The sequence below is a fragment of the Kitasatospora sp. NPDC049285 genome, assembly GCF_040678815.1.
Classification (GTDB): Bacteria; Actinomycetota; Actinomycetes; order Streptomycetales; family Streptomycetaceae; genus Kitasatospora.
Genome location: NZ_JBFAQR010000046.1, coordinates 13,154 through 29,011, shown reverse-complemented (window position 1 = coordinate 29,011; position 15,858 = coordinate 13,154). Strand labels below are relative to the sequence as shown.

12 protein-coding genes are annotated in these 15,858 nt (G+C 74.8%); 8 read left to right on the top strand and 4 right to left on the bottom strand.

All coding sequences use genetic code 11. The features are described 5' to 3' along the window. Positions 1-68: 68 nt before the first annotated feature. Positions 69-908 (top strand): EamA family transporter, encoded by an 840-nt coding sequence (locus AB0K51_RS25100; protein ID WP_363459231.1) that lies wholly within the window; start codon positions 69-71, stop codon positions 906-908. 121 nt (positions 909-1,029) lie between these two features. Further along, complete coding sequence (locus tag AB0K51_RS25095) at positions 1,030-1,737, top strand: phenylalanine--tRNA ligase beta subunit-related protein (RefSeq protein ID WP_363459229.1); 708 nt, start codon at positions 1,030-1,032, stop codon at positions 1,735-1,737. Between the two features lie 7 nt (positions 1,738-1,744). Here AB0K51_RS25095 and AB0K51_RS25090 read toward each other — a convergent pair whose 3' ends face one another. The 3 genes from AB0K51_RS25090 to AB0K51_RS25080 all read right to left on the bottom strand — a co-directional run bounded on the left by AB0K51_RS25090 (position 1,745) and on the right by AB0K51_RS25080 (position 4,489). Continuing rightward, the gene (locus AB0K51_RS25090; protein WP_363459227.1) at positions 1,745-2,773 is read right to left on the bottom strand and encodes a DNA gyrase subunit B; all 1,029 of its coding nucleotides are present in this window, start codon (positions 2,771-2,773) and stop codon (positions 1,745-1,747) included. Between the two features lie 269 nt (positions 2,774-3,042). After that, positions 3,043-3,819, bottom strand: coding sequence for a 5-oxoprolinase subunit PxpA (locus AB0K51_RS25085; RefSeq protein WP_363459225.1), 777 nt, complete (start codon positions 3,817-3,819; stop codon positions 3,043-3,045). A 211-nt stretch (positions 3,820-4,030) separates the two neighbouring features. Continuing rightward, entirely contained in the window at positions 4,031-4,489 is a 459-nt protein-coding gene (locus AB0K51_RS25080; RefSeq protein WP_363459223.1) for a MarR family transcriptional regulator, read from the bottom strand. 106 nt (positions 4,490-4,595) lie between these two features. On the opposite strand from AB0K51_RS25080, the gene AB0K51_RS25075 reads away from it, so the two are divergent. From AB0K51_RS25075 to AB0K51_RS25065, 3 genes are all read left to right on the top strand, one after another. Then, positions 4,596-6,038: an MFS transporter gene (locus AB0K51_RS25075; protein ID WP_363459222.1), complete on the top strand. Its 1,443-nt coding sequence runs from the start codon at positions 4,596-4,598 to the stop codon at positions 6,036-6,038. 103 nt (positions 6,039-6,141) lie between these two features. Then, positions 6,142-7,206, top strand: a complete 1,065-nt coding sequence (locus AB0K51_RS25070; RefSeq protein WP_363459220.1) for a DUF2804 domain-containing protein — start codon at positions 6,142-6,144, stop codon at positions 7,204-7,206. 70 nt (positions 7,207-7,276) lie between these two features. Then, entirely contained in the window at positions 7,277-7,720 is a 444-nt protein-coding gene (locus tag AB0K51_RS25065; protein WP_363459219.1) for a hypothetical protein, read from the top strand. 38 nt (positions 7,721-7,758) lie between these two features. Here the strand turns inward: AB0K51_RS25065 and AB0K51_RS25060 are convergent, their stop codons facing one another. Next, a complete protein-coding gene (locus AB0K51_RS25060) occupies positions 7,759-8,355 on the bottom strand; it encodes a hypothetical protein (protein ID WP_363459217.1) in 597 nt (198 codons plus the stop codon). 154 nt (positions 8,356-8,509) lie between these two features. On the opposite strand from AB0K51_RS25060, the gene AB0K51_RS25055 reads away from it, so the two are divergent. The 3 genes from AB0K51_RS25055 (at position 8,510) to AB0K51_RS25045 (ending at position 15,810) form a co-directional block, all read left to right on the top strand. Beyond that, positions 8,510-10,030 (top strand): hypothetical protein, encoded by a 1,521-nt coding sequence (locus AB0K51_RS25055; RefSeq protein WP_363459215.1) that lies wholly within the window; start codon positions 8,510-8,512, stop codon positions 10,028-10,030. Between the two features lie 292 nt (positions 10,031-10,322). After that, positions 10,323-11,201, top strand: a complete 879-nt coding sequence (locus AB0K51_RS25050; protein WP_363459213.1) for a hypothetical protein — start codon at positions 10,323-10,325, stop codon at positions 11,199-11,201. A 46-nt stretch (positions 11,202-11,247) separates the two neighbouring features. After that, the gene (locus AB0K51_RS25045) at positions 11,248-15,810 is read left to right on the top strand and encodes a hypothetical protein (RefSeq protein ID WP_363459212.1); all 4,563 of its coding nucleotides are present in this window, start codon (positions 11,248-11,250) and stop codon (positions 15,808-15,810) included. The last annotated feature ends 48 nt before the right edge of the window (positions 15,811-15,858 follow it).

Sequence of the window (15,858 nt, the reverse complement as noted above, 5' to 3'; positions counted from 1 at the left end):
TCTGTTGGTCTGTGCGGTACATCCTGATGTACCGTTCCGGTCGTCCGCTCGACCCTCGGGAAGCTCTCATGATCGCTCTGCTGCTGGCGCTAGGCAGCTCGCTCGCGTACGGCTGCGCCGACTTCCTCGGCGGTCTAGGCTCCCGTCGGGCCCACGTGCTGCGTACGGTGCTGGTCGCCGCGCCGGCCAGCCTCGCGGTGGAGCTCGCCGTCTGGCCGTTGCTCGGCGCCTCGTTCGGTGCGGGGGCGGTCGGCTGGGGTGCGGCTTCCGGGCTGGCCTCGGCGGGGGCGTTCGCGCTGCTGTACCGGACGCTGGCGATCGGGCCGATGAACGTGCTCTCCCCGGTGACCGCCCTGGTCTCCGCCGTGCTGCCGGTCACCGTCGGGCTGCTGCAGGGCGAACACCTGGGCGCCGCCGGTCTGTTGGGCCTGCCGCTGGCGCTGCTCGCGGTGGTGCTGGTGAGCGCGGGCGGCGCCGGCGACGGCCGGGCCCGGGTCACCCGTACCGCGCTGCTGCTGGCATTCGGTGCGGGCGCCGCCATCGCCGTGCAACTGGTCTGCCTGCACCAGGCCCCGACGGGCAGCGGCATCGCCCCGCTGATCGTCGGACGGACCGTCACCTCCGCGGTCACCGTCGTCGCCGCCGTGCTGCTGCGCCGTCGCCTCGGACCCGAGCGCCCCGCGTACGCGTTGTCCGTCGCGGCCGGGGTGCTGGACTCCGCCGCCAGCGTGCTCTTCCTGCTCGCCGCACACAGCGGCGACCTCACCGTGGTCGCCGTGATCACCGCGCTCTACCCGGCCGGCACCGTGCTGCTGGCCCGCGCCGTCCTGGCCGAACGGATCCACCGCGGCCAACTCGCCGGCCTCGGCGCCGCCGCCGTCGCGGTCAGCCTGCTCGCCCTGGCCTGACCCCACCCGTCCGGCCTCCCGCACCCGTCCGGCCTCCTCCACCTGCCGACCCGACCCCGCCCCCGCCGCGCCCTGCCGACCCCGCCCGGCCGAGCCCGCACTGAACGGAGCCCCGCCCGCCATGCCCCTCCTCCGCCTCGACGCCGCCGTCGCCGACGCCTTCCCGAACACCCTGATCGCCCTGGTCGTCGCCGAAGGCATCCGTGGCACCGAACCCTGGCCGCGGACCGCCGCCGCGCTCGACCTGTTGGAGCGTCAGCTCGCCGAGGGCTCGTGGCGGCCCGCCGACGAGAGCGACCCGCGGATCGACGCGTGGCACGCCGCCTACCGAGGCTTCGGCACCAACCCCCGCCGGATCCGCCCGAGTGTGGACGCGCTCGGCCGCCGCCTCGCCAAGCAGGGCGCGCTGCCCCGGATCAACCCCGCCGTGGACTCGTACAACGCGGTCTCCGTCCGCCACGGGCTGCCCGCCGGCGCTTTCGACCTCGACGCCGTCGAGGGGGACGTGGTGATCCGGTACGCCGACGGGAGCGAGGAGTTCACCCCGCTCGGGGAGCCGGACGCCGTCGAGCGGCCCAAGCCCGGCGAGGTCGTCTACGCCGACGCGGACGGCGTCCTGACCCGGCACTGGAACCATCGCGACGCCCACCGCACCCGGGTCACCGAGCACTCCACCCGGGTGGTCTTCGTGCTGGAGACCCTGCACGCCACCCGCGACGGCCACCACCTCGACGCGGCGGCCGAGGAACTCCGCGCCCTGCTCGCCCCGCACTGCGCGCGGGTGACGGTGCGCCACCTCGGGGCGGGGGAGCGGGAGGCCGTGCTCTGACTACAGGTCAGCCACGGTCCACGCGTTCCGCCTGCCACCCGCGAAGCCGCTCCTCGACGGCCTCGGCGACGCACTCGCGGACCGCGGCGTTACCGAGACGGCGGCGCGTGCAGCCCTCGAACTCGGGGCGGTCCAGCTTCACCGACACCACCGCGGTGAGGCCCGCCCGCTCGGCAACGGCCGAGTCCGAGACGGTGGCCAGCCCGGTGGCCAACCCGTCCCGGAAGCCCTCCAGGTGTGAACCCTCGTCCGTGGGGCGGCCGTTGACGAAGGTTCGGATCCGCTCCTCCGGTGCCCCGGACCAGCCGAACGCGACCTCCAGGCGGCCCGCCATCCGGGAGTCCTCCCGCTCGACGGCGACGATCTCTGCGGAGCGGCCACCCAGCTGGGCGACGAAGTCCCGTACCCCGCCCGGGAAGTGCAGCCGCTCGTTGCGCGCCTCGGCCGAGCGGCGGTCGGTCAGGGTGAGGTCCAGGCCGGGGTAGAGGAAGGCCAGTTCGCGCAGGCGCTCCACCAGCCTCGGGTACGAGACCTCCACCGTTTCGAAGACGGCGGCGTCCGGCCAGCAGGTGAGGCTCGTGCCGGAGCCGTCCGCGGCCCCCTCGTCGGTGTGCGGGCCGACCGGGACGCCGCGCACGTACTCCCGCCGCCGGCAGCGGCCGTCCCGCCGCTCCACTGCGATCAGGCGGCTGGAGAGCGCGTTCACGACGGCCAGGCCCACTCCGTGGAGAGCGGCGAGCCTGGTGCGGTGCTCGGCCCTCGAGCCGCCCTGCAGCACGGTCAACTCGACTTCCAGGTCCGTCCCTTCATCGGCGTCCCCGTCGTGGTCGACCTGGAAGCCGCCGTCCGGCAGCAGCGTCACCTCGACCGCCCGGGCCCGCCCGTCGAGCACCGCGTCGACCGCCCGCTCGACCACCTCGACCACCAGGTTGTGCAGGCCCCGTTCGGTGGTCGATCCGATGTACATCCCCGGGCGCTTCCGCACCGCGTCCAGGCCCTCCAGCACCACGATCCGACTGGCGTCGTACTCGCTCACGCGTGTCCCCTCCACAGGAGTCCGGCTGAGCTCCCCGCCCTAGGCGAAATCGAGGAAAACGCCAGGTCAGAGGTGGTGTAGCGAAGCCCTGGGCGCGCTCTGGCGGGCCACTTCGGAGGGGGTCCGCCGCCGCGGTCCCGGGCCCGCCCCGGGCAGCCGCCACGCCCCCGTCGGGGCCGCGCAAGCGCCGTCTCCGGGGCTGCGCGGAGCAACTTTCTCCACGAATTTCCCGACGAACTCCGCCACGAATTCCCGGCGCTGGGCGACCGTCAGGTGAAGGCCTCGACACGGACGCCCGCCGAGGCGAGTGCCCCGCGTACGCGCCAGGCGAGTTGGGCGGCGCCGGGGGTGTCGCCGTGGACACAGAGCGAGCGGGCCTGGACGGTGATGCGCTCGCCGCCGATCGCGGTCACGGTGGCGTCGCGGGCGATGCCGACCGCGCGGGCGATCACCGCCTCGGGGTCGTGCAGGACGGCGTCCGGCTCGCGGCGGGGGACCAGGGTGCCGGTCCAGGTGTAGGCGCGGTCGGCGAACGCCTCGGTGACGACGGGCAGTCCGACGCCCTCGGCGACCGCGAGGAGCCGGGAGCCGGGCAGGCCGAGCAGCGGGAGCGGGCCGTCGCAGACCGCGCCGGCCCGCAGCACCCCGGAGACCACCGCCTCGGCCTGCTCGTTGTCGGTCACCACACGGTTGTAGAGCGCGCCGTGCGGCTTGACGTAGGAGACCCGGGACCCGGCGGCGCGGGCGAAGACCTGGAGCGCGCCGATCTGGTAGGCGATCTCGTCGGCGAGTTCCTCCGGCGGGACGTCCATGGCGCGGCGGCCGAACCCGGCGAGGTCGCGGTAGGAGACCTGGGCGCCGATCCGCACGCCGCGCTCGGCGGCCAGCGAGCACACCCGACGCATGGTGGACGGGTCGCCGGCGTGGAAGCCGCAGGCGACGTTGGCGCTGGTGACCACGGACAGCAGTGCCTCGTCGTCGGTCAGGCTCCAGCGTCCGAAGCCCTCGCCGAGGTCCGCATTGAGATCGATCACCGCTTCGGCCACGCCTGGTCCGCCTTCCGACTCGCCCGGCTTGCCTGGGCGCCGCTCCTGGGGGTGATCGTAGGGCCTGATCGTTTCGGCGGGTGCGGCGCGGGGCGGCCCGCTGCCAGGTTTTACCCGGCCGGTCGCGGCCGCTGCCACCCGCTCGGCGCAGTCGCCTGCGGGGGAGCGGCGGGGGGCGGGAATTGACGGCGGTTCAGTGCGTGACGGGTGGTCAGACCCGCGGCCAGGGGCGGCCCTGGAGGTGTTCGATGTCGCGGTTGAAGCGCTCCAGCACCTCGGCGAAGGAGGCGAGTTCGGCGGGCGTCCAGTCCGCGACCACCCTGGCCAGGCCCTCGATGGACCACTCCCGGTCCTGGTGCAGCCGGCGCAGGCCCTCCTCGGTGATCTGCAGCTTGCGGGCCAGCCCGCCGTCCGGGTCGGGGATCCGGTCGACCAGTCCGGCGCGCAGCATCGCGGCGGTCTGCCGGTTGACGGTGGAGGTGTCCAGGCCGAACGCCTCGGCGAGTTGGCCGATGGTCAGCGGGCCCTCGGTCTCGATCCGGCTGAGCAGGGTGTAGGCGCTGCGCTCCAGGCTGTCCGGGGCGGCGGTACGGGCGGTGGCGAGCACCTGGTGGCGGTTGAGCAGCATCATCTCCCGCTCGATCAGGGCCAGTTCCTTGTCGGGGCGCATACTCCTCCGTCCGGTGCGTGGATTTTCGGCAGCATATCCCGCGAGGGGTCGATATGTATGGTACACATTATGTGCATCATGCATATCTAGAGAATGGGAAGACCCCATGAGTCAGGCACGCACCGGCCCCGTCGTCGGAGTGCTCGCCGGGGCGGGAATCGTGGTCTCGCTGATGCAGACCCTGGTGGTCCCGCTGATCCCCGACCTGCCGAACCTGCTGCACACCGACGCCGCCAACGCCTCCTGGGCGATCACTGCGACGCTCCTGGCCGGCGCGGTCGCCACCCCGGTGCTCGGCCGGCTCGGCGACATGTACGGCAAGCGCCGGGTGCTGCTGATCAGCCTCGCCCTGCTCGTCGTGGGCTCGCTGGTCTGCGGCTTCAGCAACTCGCTCGCCCCGATGGTGATCGGCCGCGCGCTGCAGGGCGTCGGCGCCGGCGTCATCCCGCTCGGCATCAGCATCATGCGCGACGAACTGCCGCCACAGAAGCTCGGCTCCTCGATGGCGCTAATGAGCTCCTCGCTCGGCATCGGCGGCGCCTTCGGCCTGCCGCTGTCCGCCGTGATCGCCCAACACGCCAGCTGGCACGCGCTGTTCTGGATCTCCGCCGCACTCGGCCTGGTGGTCGCCGCCGCCGTGGTGCTGCTGGTCCCGGAGTCCCCGGTCCGCTCCGGCGGCCGCTTCGACCTGGTCGGCACCGTCGCGCTCACCATCGGCCTGGTCGCGCTGCTGCTCGCCGTCTCCAAGGGCGGCGACTGGGGCTGGGCGTCCGGCTCCACCCTCGGCATGTTCGCCGCGGCCGCCGTGGTGCTGCCGGTCTGGGGCTGGTGGGAGCTGCGCACCGAGCAGCCGTTGGTCGACCTGCGCACCACCGCCCGCCGCCAGGTGCTGATGACCAACCTGGCCTCCGTGGTGATCGGCTTCGCGATGTACGCGATGAGCCTGGTCTCCCCGCAGCTGCTGCAAATGCCGACCGCCACCGGCTACGGCCTCGGCCAGTCGATGGTCGCCGCCGGCCTCTGGATGGCCCCCGCCGGCCTGGTGATGATGCTGCTGTCGCCGTTCTCCGCCAAGCTCTCCGCGGCCCGTGGCCCCAAGGTCTCGCTGCTGGTCGGCGCCGTGGTGATCACCGCCGGCTACCTCTCGGCGCTCGCCCTGATGGGCCACGCCTGGGGCGTGCTGGTCTTCTCCTGCGTGATCAGCGGCGGCATCGCCTTCGCCTACGCCGCCATGCCCGCCCTGATCATGGGCGCGGTGCCGGCCTCCGAGACCGCCGCCGCCAACGGCCTGAACGCGCTGATGCGTTCCATCGGCACCTCCAGCTCCTCCGCGGTCATCGGCGTCGTGCTGGCCCACATGACCACCAGGTTCGGCACCCACACGCTGCCGTCGGAAACCGGTTTCCGCACCGCCTTCCTGATCGGCGCCGGCGCGGCCGTGGCCGCCGCCCTGGTCACTCTCGCCATCCCCGGCATCCGCCGCGCCGTCGTCCCCGGCCAGGCCGCCCCCGCGGACGGCACCCCGGACGCGGTCGCCGCCGCCAAGTAGCCGCCGGTGCGCTGACGAGTCGTCCGTTCCCTCGGCAGGCGCGGGCGGCTCGGTCCGCTGCGCACCATGGCTGGTGCGCCGGTCACGGCAGTAGGGTGCGCGGATGGCGACCCGTGAGCGTGAGATCACCGCACCCGTCGAGCTGTGCCGACCGGACGGGCGGCTCGACCCGGCGGCGGTCGGCTGGTCGCGCACCCCACTGCACCGCGGCAACCTGCGCGGTTGGGGACGCACCAAGCGGTGGGAGTACTGGTGCGTCACCACGCCCACCCACCTGATCGCGCTCACCGTCAGCGACCTGGACTTCCTCACCCTGGACACCGTCTACTTCCTGGCCTGGGACGAGCGCGGCGTCCACGAGGACCACGAACGCACCGCCCTCGCCCCGGGGCTGCCGTTCGGCGCCACCGCCCTGCCGGAGGGCATCGCCGGCTCCGGGGGCCCGTACGGCGGTGACCTCGTCGTGGGGCCGGAGCGTCCGAGCCGCCGTCGGGTGCGGGTGTCGATCCGTCAGGAACCCGGCGGCACACGGCTGCGGGCCCGTGCGCTGACCGCCGACCGGCGTCCGCTGGAGGTCGACCTGCTGGTCGCGCTCCCCGCCGGCCACGAGACGCTGAGCGTGGTCGTGCCCTGGGACGAGCGCCGCTTCCAGTACACCTCCAAGCACACCGCGCGCCCCGCCACCGGCACCGTCCGCCTCGGCGACCGCAGGTACGCCTTCGACGCCGACGCGTGGGGCGTCCTCGACCACGGCCGCGGCCGCTGGCCCCGCGCGGTCTCCTGGAACTGGGGCGCCGCCTCCGGCCGCACCGACGGCCGCACGGTCGGCCTCCAGTTCGGCGGCCGGTGGACCGTCGGCACCGGGGCCACCGAGAACGCCCTCTGCGTCGACGGCCGCCTCAGCAAGCTCGGCACCGAACTCACCTGGCAGTACGACCTGGCCGCCCCTCTCTCCCCCTGGCGGATCCGCACCCCCGACTCCGACCAGGTCGACCTCACCTTCACCCCCTTCCACCACCGCCACACCCGCACCGAAGCCGGCCTGATCGCCAACCGCACCGACCAGTGCTTCGGCCACTACCGCGGCACCATCCGCCCCGACGACGGCGCGACCGTCGCCGTCGACGGCCTGCTGGGGTGGGCGGAGGACGTCCGGATGCAGTGGTAGCCGCCTCCGTCGGCCGGTGCGGGGCCCGTTCGTTGGTGGACCGACCGGCCGCCGGGCTACCGTCCGTCCCGTGAACCCCGCTGCCCCGCACTCCTGTCCGCTGCACGGCCCGGGCCTGGACCCCGCCGTGCTGGTCGGCCGTCGACTGACGGGCGTGGTGGCGTCCTGGTACAGCTACGAGGGCGAGCGCGCGGCCGACCCCGTGGTGGTCTGGCTGCGCGACGACCGCGGTGGGTGCACCTTCGTCGCGACCGGCAGTGACTGGTGTCTGATCGTCAGGGACGAGCAGCCCCACCAGGACGTGGACCTGGGTGAGTGGGGCCGTCTGGACGTCCGGCCCGCACCCGTCGAGACCCCGTTCACCCCGCACCTGGGCCGACCCGTCCTGGCCGCCCGGGCGGAACACGACCCGTGGACCGGCCGCATCGCTCTCGAACTCACCTTCGCCACCGGCACCGTCCGATGCGACGCCTGGGAGGGCGACCTGCGCCTGACCGCCGTCGACGTGGCGTGACCGGCTTCCCGGGACGGTCCGGCCCCGTGCCCCGGTGGTCAGGAGGAGGGGACGACCCGGGCGAAGTCGTGGTGGGCGGTGAGGGCCTGCTGCCATTCGAGGCGGCGGATCAGGCGGTGGACCACCAGGAGCGGGATGACACCCAGGACGCCGAACGACATGTCGATGAATTGCCAGAAGAGCGGGATGCCGCGGAGCGGTCCGCAGACCAGGGCGAGCGGGATGACCGCGCCGCAGGCGATCATCGCCCAGCGGATCACCCAGACGTTGCGGACCGGGTCCTTGAGCGGGCCCCAGAACGCGAGCGCGATCACCAGGTGGGCGAAGGCCAGCCAGTCGGTGCCGTAGGCGAGGAAGGGGTGGCGGCCGTAGCCGTCGGCGACGCCGGCCTGGACCCGGTCGACCCAGGAGCCGAGGGCGGGGAGCGCCTCGGCCAGGCCGAGGTGGTGGGTGAGGGAGCGGAGCAGGCCGGTCTCGGTCCGGAGCGGGAAGGCGGTCAGTCCGGCCAGTACCAGGCAGGCGATGAAGAGCCAGAGCCAGCGGCGGATGCGGCGGCGGGTCAGGGCGGTCTCGGTGACGGGCGCGGTGGCGGCGGCGTCCGTGGGACCGGTCAGGACGGCGGCAGTGCGGGACAAGGTGGAACTCCCCCCTCGATGCCGGTGCCGGAATGGCACTCGGTGTCACGCAAGGACTCTAGACCTGAATTTGAACACGTTCAATAGCGCTGGACAGCTCCCCCGAAAGGGGGCGTTTCGGACCTGTCCGCGGAAACCTCTAATCTTGTCCACCGTGACCGCCATCGCAGACCAGCCCACCCGGCCCGCCCCCGGCCCGGCCGCCGACGAGGGACTAGCCCGTCGGCTCAAGGCGCTGGCCTGCACCGCTCCGCTGCACGACCTGGACAGCCGGAAGGTCAACCTGGCCGGTGAGTACGCCTCGTACACGATGGCGGAGATCGGTCTGGCCGCGATCGACCTGGTCACGCTCAACATGGACTTCGACACGGGGGCCGACCGCGACATAGTGCTGGGCCGGCTGCTGCCCCGGATCGCCGCCCAGAACCCGCGGCGGACGGGCGCGGAGCACGAGCGGGTGGCCCGCTGGGTGCTGGAGTCGCTGATCAACGTCGGCAGCGTGGACCGCGGCTTCCGCGCCGTCTACGGCACCTTCGGGCCGGACGGCGAGTACACCCGCCGCGACTACGACTTCAAGCTGATCGAGGAGGTCCCCGGCCAGGACGGCGGGGTCTACCTGCGCACCACCGACGAGGCGGTCAACGTCCTGGTCGGCGCCCTCGACACCGACGTCACCTCGGCGCAGATCGCGGCGGAGGTCAAGCTCGAGGTGCTGATCCGCCGCGGCCGCCTCGCCGACGCCCAACTCGCCGCCGAGCAGGCCCGGTACCGCACCGTCCAGTACGCCGAGACGCTGCGCCGCGCGCTGGAGGCGACCCGCCGCAACGTCCGCGCGGTGGACTGGATGGAGACCGTCCCGGACCTGATCGACGAGGCGCTCGACCACATCGCCGACCGCTACCGGCACGAGAACGCGATCCTCACCAACATCCGCAAGGCCCGCGACGAGAGCGTGGACGCCGAGCACAAGCGGCGCGCCGCCGAACTGGTCGACATCGTCAAGGACTGCATCCGCCGGCACACGCAGCTGCAGACCAGGCTGCTGGAGGCCGGTCCGCTGTTCCGCGCCGAGCAGGACCGGCAAGCGTTTTCCGCACCCACCGCGCGCACCGGCATCGACCTCTACGGTCAACTCCTCGCCCCGGTCCTCACCCTGCCGCTCGCCGACGCGACCCGGCCCACCGACGCGTTCTTCGCCCGCGGCACCGGACTGCGCACCCCGGTGTCCGTCCGGGTCGCCGACCTGGTCGACCTGCTGCTCACGCCGCCGGTGGAGCGCGAGCACCTGGGCGCCGAACTGCCCGAGCCCGACCTGGTCGCCACCCCTGACGACAGCCGCTTCTCCGAGGCCCAGCTGGAGAGCGCCCTCGACCTGCTCGACCTGCCCGCCGACGCCCCCCGCCGGCTCTCCGGCCTGCTCGCCGACGCCCGCAAGCGGGGCGCCGACCAGGGCGAGGACGGCGAGGAACTCGCCTACCTGGTCGCCCTGCTGGCCGTCCACGCGGCCAGCCCCCCGGTCGGCACCGCCTACCGCCAGGGCGAGCAGCGCCTGCTCTTCGCGGTCGACGACGGCACCCGCCTCGACGACCCGGGCTTCGGCGGCGCCGACCTGATCGTCGGCAGCGCCCAGCTGGACGCCGCCGGCATGGCCGCCGACCGCAAGGACGCGGTGTGACCCGCCACCGCCACCGCCTCCGGCGCACCCGCCCTGATGTCACGTCAGCCCGCCACCGCCGGCGCACCTGCCCTGAGGCCACGTCAGCCCGCCACCGCCGGCGCACCTGCCCTGAGGCCCCGTCGCCCCACCGCCTTCGGCGCACCCGCCCTGACGCCCCGTCACCCCGTCGCACCGCGACGACCCCTCACCCGCCCGGCCGCCTCCGTACCCCCACGTCCGGTGTCCGAGCCGCCCGTACCTCCCGTGCCGCAGGCACCCCTCGTACCACCCGCACCGAAGGAGCCCCGTCATGACCACCAGCAGCGAGGCGTGGGCGCCGCAGGAGACCGAGTCGCCCGCCGCGTCGGCGGCGCTCAGCCCGGCGGACGTCGCCGAGGCCGCCCGGCTGGTCTCCTTCGGGCTGCAGGCGAAGCTGCTGCCGGCCCGGGACGCGGAGTACGCGGAGCTGGTCCGCCGCTACCGGGAGGACCCGTCGTTCGGGCGGCTCGCGGACGCGGTGGCCACCGGCATGGGCCTGGTGGTGCTGGAGGTGTCGCCGCGGGCCGGCATGGCCGTCGCGGCCGCCGAGGACTCGCTGTTCGCCGTCCGGATGGGCGACTACTCGCGGCGCGCCGCCTCCGAGTCCGCGGACCGCTTCCTGCACGGCCTGGCCCACCTCGCGGTGGCCGCGCTGGCCTTCCCCCGCCCGGAGGACCTCGCCGACGACGGCTACCTCGGCCGGGTCACCGTCAACGGCGTCGACGCGTTCGTCCGGCAGGCCTGCCGGCGGCTGGAGGAGCGGGCCGAGGAGCAGGGCAGCAACACCGACCCGGCCAGCGACGCGCCCGGGCTGGAGGCCGCCTGGCGGGTGTGGTCGCGCCGCTCGGCGACCGGCGCGACCAAGGACGCGCGCCGGCTGGCCGGCTCCACCACCGGCATAGTCTCCAAGGCGGTGTCCTTCCTGGTGGAGTCCGGGTTCCTGCAGAAGACCTCCGACGACGCCGGCGGCACCTACCGCACCACCGCCCGTTACCAGTTGCAGGTCCGCGACCTGGCGGGCGGCGCCGCGATGGCGGAGCTGCTGGACCTGGGCGTCGTCCCGGTCAGCGACGGCAGCGCCTCGCTGCTGCCGCCCGACGAGAGCGAGGAGCTGGTGGCCGACGCCGGCCTCCCGTTCCACGCGCTCTGACCCCCCTGTCACCCCAGCTGAGACCGCTCCAGGAGAACCGCCGCACATGTACGAGCTGAACCGGGTCCGCCTGTACTCGATCGGGCCGGCGGGCGCCCGCTACGCCGACACGGTGCTCGACCTGCGCGGGGTCGGCGAGCCGGTGGCGCAGCCGCAGCCCCAGCAGATCGGGCTGTTCGGCGAGGAGCCGGAGGGCCCGCAGCGGCGGCCCGCGCCGGCCGGCGTGCTGTTCCTGGAGAACGGCGGCGGCAAGTCGGTGCTGCTGAAGCTGATCTTCTCGGTGATGCTGCCCGGCCACCGCAACACCCTGGGCGGCGCCTCGTCCGGCGTGCTGCGCAAGTTCCTGCTCGCCGACGACTGCGGGCACGTCGCCCTGGAGTGGCAGCACACCGTCACCGGCGAGCTGATCGTGGTCGGCAAGGTCAGCGAGTGGCGCGGCCGCCAGGTCTCGTCCGACCCGCGGAAGTTCGCCGAGCTCTGGTACTCCTTCCGGCCCGGCCCCGGCCTCACCCTGGACTCGCTGCCGGTCGCCGAACGGATCAGCCTGGCCGGTGACCAGCAGGCCCGCGGCCGGCGCCGCACCATGAAGGGCTTCCGCGACTCGCTCACCGAGGCCGCCAAGGCGTACCCGTACCTCGACGTCACCTTCGAGGAGATCCACGACCGCTGGAACGAGCACCTCGGCGCTCTCGGCCTCGACCCCGAACTCTTCCGCTACCAGCGGGAGATGAACGCGGACGAGGGCGAGGCGGCGGGCCTGTTCGCGGTCCGCAACGACGCCGACTTCACCGACCTGCTGCTGCGCGCCGTCACCGACACCCGGGACACCGACGGTCTCGCCGACCTGGTGCACGGCTTCGCCGCCAAGCTCGGCCGGCGCGCCGAACTCACCGCCGAACGGGACTTCACCGCCGGCTCGGTCGACCTGCTGCAGCGGATCGTCGACGCCACCGCCGCCCGGGAGACCGTCCGCGAGGGCCACCGCGCCGCCGAACGCCGCACCCGCAAGCTCGCCTGGTCGCTCAGCGCCCGCTCCACCGTCGAACGCGACCGGGCGCACGACCTGGCCGTCGAGGTGGCCGCCGCGGCGGGCGCCGTCACCGCCGCCGAGACCGACCGCACCCGGCACTCCCTGATCGTCTCCGAGCTCAGCTACCGGCACGCCACCCTCGGGCTGGAGGCGGCGACCGCCGACGCAGCCCGGCTGCGCCGCGAACTCACCGACGCCCGCGCCCAGTTCGCCGCCTGGCAGGCCGCCGAGGCGGTGCTGCGGCACCGGGCCGCCGCCGACCGCGCGGCCCGGGTCGCCGCCGCCATCCGGGAAGCCGAACTCGACGCCGCGCCCGCGCTCGCCGCCCGCGCCCAGGCCGCCGGGGCGCTGGCCCGCGCGCTGGAGGCCGCCGCCGCGTCCGCCGAGGCCCGCGCCGACCAGGAGGAGCTGCGCGCAGGGGAGTTGCAGGAGGACGGGGCCGCCGCGCAGGCCGAGGCGACCGCCGCCGCCACCGCCGCGCAGAAGGCCCGCTCCGAGGCCGAGCACCTGCGCCAGCGGCTCGCCGAGGTCGAGCAGGAGACCGCCGCCGCGGTCGAGGCCGGCTGGATCGACGACTCCGGCGCCGAACCCGACCCGGCCCGCGCCGCGCTGCACGCCGCCGACGCCGAACGCGCCGCCACCGAGGAGCTGGAGCAGGCCCGCACCGCCGCCGAGCAGACCGCCGTCCGGGTCCGCGAGGCCGGTGCCGCCGAGGCCCGCGCCGAACTCGCCGCCGCCCGCGCCACCGACGCCCGCGCCGCCGCCGAGCGCGCGCTGGCCGCCGAACACCGCACCGCCGCGCAGCTCGCCGCCGAGGACCGGCTCGCCGAACTCCTCGCGCTGAGCCCGTACCAGGACGGCGGCGAGGAGACCGAGGGATTCCTGACGCCCCGTCAACTCGACGCCAGCGCCGAGGACCTGCGCGAGCTGCTGGACCAGTCGGTGGCGACCGCCGAGCGCACCCTGTTCGACCTGCGCACCGCCGCCGCCGACGACTCCCGGATCCTCGCCGCGCTCGGCGACGGCGGCCTGCTGCCGCCCGGTCCGGACGTCCTCGCCACCGTCGAGTACCTCGGCGAGCACGGCATCCCGGCGCTGCCCGGCTGGCGCTACCTCGCCCAGTCCGTCGACCCCGCCGACCACGACGCCATCCTCGCGGCCCGGCCCGAACTCGTCGACGGCGTCGTGGTCACCGACCCCGCCTCGCTCGACCGGGCCCGCGAGGCCCTCGCCGCGGCCGCGCTACTGCCCCGCTCCACCGTGGCGGTCGGCACCTCCGCCGCGCTGATCGCCCCCATCGAGGGCGAGCCGGGCTTCTTCCTGGTGCCGCCGAACCCGGCCATGCACAACGAGATCGCCGCGGACGACGAGCGCCGCGAGCTGCGCGCCCGCGCCACCGCCCGCGAGGAGCACATCCGCGAACTCGCCGCCCGCCTCGGCGGCGACCGCGCGCTGGCCGCCCGGCTCGCCTCCTGGCACGCGAGCAGCCCGCCCGGCACCCTCGGCGACCTCGCCGAAGCCGCCGCCGCGGCCGCCGAGCACGCCGCGGTCGCCGCCGCCGAACTCGCCACCCTGCGCGCCGACCACACCGAGGCCGAGGCCGAACACGCCGCCGCCGCCGCCCGCCACGAGGAGTGCCGGGAGACCGCCCAGCGCACCCGCCGCCGCGCCGACGCCCTGGCCGGCCTCGCCTTCCGGCTGCGCGAGCGCGCCAACTGGACCCGCCGGCAGCGCGAACTCGCCGACGACGCGGCCGAGTGCGAACGCCGCCAGGCCGTCTGCGCCGAACGAGCCCGCACCTGCGACGAGGACCGCCGCGCCGCCCAGCGCGCCGCCGACGACGCCCGCCGCACCGGCCGCACCCTGCGCGGAGAACGCGCCGAGATCGCCGCCGTCGACGCCGCCGACCTCGCGGACACCCCGGCGGACGCCCCCGCCTCCTCGCTGCCCGCGCTGCGCGAGGCCTACCGGGCCGCCGCCCAGCTGTACGAGAAGGTCGGCGTCGGCGCCGACCTGCGTGCCGAGCAGGCCCGCGCCGAAGGCGACGAATCCGCCGCCGCAGCCGAGTTGGACCGGCTCAGCAACAAGGTCAAGGCCCGCGCCGAGGAACTCCTGGTCAGCCCCGACGGCGCCGACGGCCCCGCCCGGCAGGCCGCCGCCGCCCGCGCCGAGGAACTCGTCACGCTGATCGAGGCCCGGTCCGGCGCCGCCTCCGAGGAGGTCGGCCGCCTGCGTGGTGACGCCGAGCGCTCCGCCCCCGTCAATGGCGACGCCCACACCGAACTCCCCGAGGACCTGCTCCCCGCCGACCCCGAGCACGCCCAGGCCCTGCTGCGCACCGCCACCGCGCTGCTCGCCGAGCGGCGCGAACGCGTCGACCACGCCCGCACCGAGCACGCCGAACTCCAGCGGGCGCTGGAGCAGGCGCAGGCCGCCGCCGCCGACTTCGAGGAACTCGCCGGGCAGCTGCGCGACTCGCTCCGCGACGCCGGCGAGGAGCACGACCAGGCCGCCGACGCCTACCTCGGCGGCCTGGCCGCGGCCCGCTCCGCCGTCGCCGACACCCGGCGCGCCATGCGCGGCGCCGCCACCGAACTCACCGGCGCCGAACTCGCCGTCCGGGACGCCTCCGACGCCCTGGTCCGGCACGCCAACGCGGCCCGCTACGAGGCCGTCCGCACCCCCGCCCGGCAGCAGATCCGCGAACTGCCCGCCGCCGCCCTGCCCGACCACGCCGCCGCCTGGGCCGCCGCGTTCGCCCCCCGGCTGCGCGTCCTCACCGACGAGCTGGCCCAGCTGGAGCGCAACCGCAGCTCGATCGTCGACCGGCTGCGCGGCCTGGTCGAGTCGGCCCTCGCCACGCTGCGCGCCGCCCAGCGGCTCTCCCGGCTCCCCGAGGGCCTCGGCGAGTGGTCCGGCCAGGAGTTCCTGCGGATCCGCTTCGACGACCCCGACCACGCCGTCCTGGTCGAACGCCTCGGCGAGGTCATCGACGAGGCCACCCGAGCCGCCGTCAAGAAGAACTCCGACCTGCGCCGTGACGGCATGTCACTGCTGCTGCGCGGCGTCGCCGCCGCGATCGGCCCCAAGGGCGTCTCGGTGGAGATCCTCAAGCCGGACGCGGTGCTGCGGGCGGAGCGGGTGAGCGTCGGCCAGATGTCCGACGTGTTCTCCGGCGGGCAGCTGCTCACCGCCGCCATCGCCCTCTACTGCACGATGGCCGCGCTGCGCGCCAACGACCGCGGCCAGTCCCAGCTCCGGCACGCCGGCACGCTCTTCCTCGACAACCCGATCGGCCGCGCCAACGCCACCTACCTGCTGGAGCTCCAGCGCGCCGTCGCCGACGCGCTCGGCGTCCAACTCATCTACACCACCGGCCTGTTCGACACCACCGCGCTCGCCGAGTTCCCGCTGGTCATCCGCCTGCGCAACGACGCCGACCTGCGGGCCGGCCTCAAGTACATCTCCGTCGAGGAGCACCTCCGCCCCGGCCTCCCCACCCCCCAGGACCCGGACGGCCCCACCATCCACGGCGAGATCACCGCGACCCGGATGTTCCGCAAGCCCGAAGAAGCCTGATAGGGGCGCCAGGGGAGGTTCCCCCAGCGCCCCCGAGGGCGTCTCTGA